This is a genomic window from Polaromonas sp. P3_C2 (assembly GCF_056402675.1).
The window spans coordinates 1-1,351 of the sequence record NZ_JBFUGX010000911.1 but is presented as its reverse complement, the minus strand read 5'-3'; the positions used below and the strand labels follow the sequence as shown (position 1 = coordinate 1,351).

Below are 1,351 nucleotides of genomic sequence, written 5' to 3'. Positions count from 1 at the left end.
GTCCTGCAGCAGGACGGCCGGATTTCCAACCTCAAGCTCGCCGAGAGCGTGGCTCTGTCGCCCACGGCCGTGCTGGCCCGCGTGCAGCGTTTGAGCCGGGACGGCTACATCCTGGGTTATGAAGCCCTGCTCAATCCCCTCAAGCTGGGCGCCGGAATGATGGTGTTTGTCGAAGTGCTGCTGGACCGCACCACGCCCAACGTGTTTGAAGCCTTCAAGGCGGCCGTACAGGTCCACCCGGAAATCTCCGAATGCCACATGGTGGCCGGCGGCTTTGACTATCTGCTCAAAACCCGCATGGCCGACATGGTGGCCTACCGCTCTTTTGCCGGCACCGTGCTCTGGCAGCTGCCGGGTGTGCGCGAAACCCGCACTTACGCCGTAATGGAAGAGGTGAAAAATACCACCCGGCTGGCGCTGGGGGTCTAGGCCGGGCATCTGCTGCCCGCCTGAAAAGGCCGCGTTAGCGGCACTTTTCTCACGGATTCCCGCTCAAATCCAGTCGCACCCGGACTAACCGCGTTGCCAAGCCGTGCGCATTGGACTACCTTGCAGTGCACATATGCAAGAAGTTGCATATGCAGATGGTGAAAAAACCATTACCACGAAAAAAACGGAGGCCCCTGATGAAAAACAAGCCATGGTGGCGTTTGGCCGTGTTGGTGGGAGTGCTTGTCGCCGCGGCGGCGCAGTCGGCGGAAATCGGCGTGACGGATACCGAAATACGCGTCGGGCAATTCGCCGCCCAGACCGGCCCCGCCGCCGAGCTGGGCAAGCGCATGCAACTGGGCATATTGGCGCACTTCAATGCCGTCAACGCCGCCGGCGGCATCAACGGCCGCACCCTCAAGCTGGTTTCGCGGGACGACGGTTATGAACCTGAAAAGGCTGCTGCCGCGGTCAAGGCCCTGATCGAAGAAGACAGGGTGTTCGCGCTGATCGGTTCGGTCGGCACACCCACCACCCTGGCCGCGGTGCCGGCCATCAACGCGGCAGGCATACCGCTGATTGGCCCGTTCACAGGCGCGCAGGGCCTGCGCGAGCCTTTCAACCGAAACCTGTTCCACGTGCGCGCCAGTTACTTTGACGAGACCGAGCGCATCGTGCAGCACCTGAGCACCGTCGGCATCACCAAAATCGCCGTCTTCTACCAGAACGATTCTTACGGCAAGGCCGGGCTGGAAGGCGTGATGCGGGCGCTGACCCGGCGCAACCTCAAGCCGGCTGCCAGCGTCACGGTCGAGCGCAACAGCGTGGATGTTGCCGCACCGCTGGCAGAAATACTCAAGGTCACGCCTGAGGCTGTGATCCAGATCAGTGCCTACAAATCCTGCGCCGCGCTGATCAGGCA

2 protein-coding genes are annotated in these 1,351 nt (G+C 62.2%); both read left to right on the top strand.

Translation table 11 applies throughout. From position 1 onward, the window contains the following. Window positions 1–429 (top strand): Lrp/AsnC ligand binding domain-containing protein (locus AC1DWI_RS23300; RefSeq protein WP_477725933.1); only part of this gene is annotated, 429 nt, incomplete at its 5' end. 197 nt (window positions 430–626) lie between these two features. After that, on the top strand, window positions 627–1,351 hold a 725-nt coding region (locus tag AC1DWI_RS23295), incomplete at its 3' end, for an ABC transporter substrate-binding protein (RefSeq protein WP_477725932.1).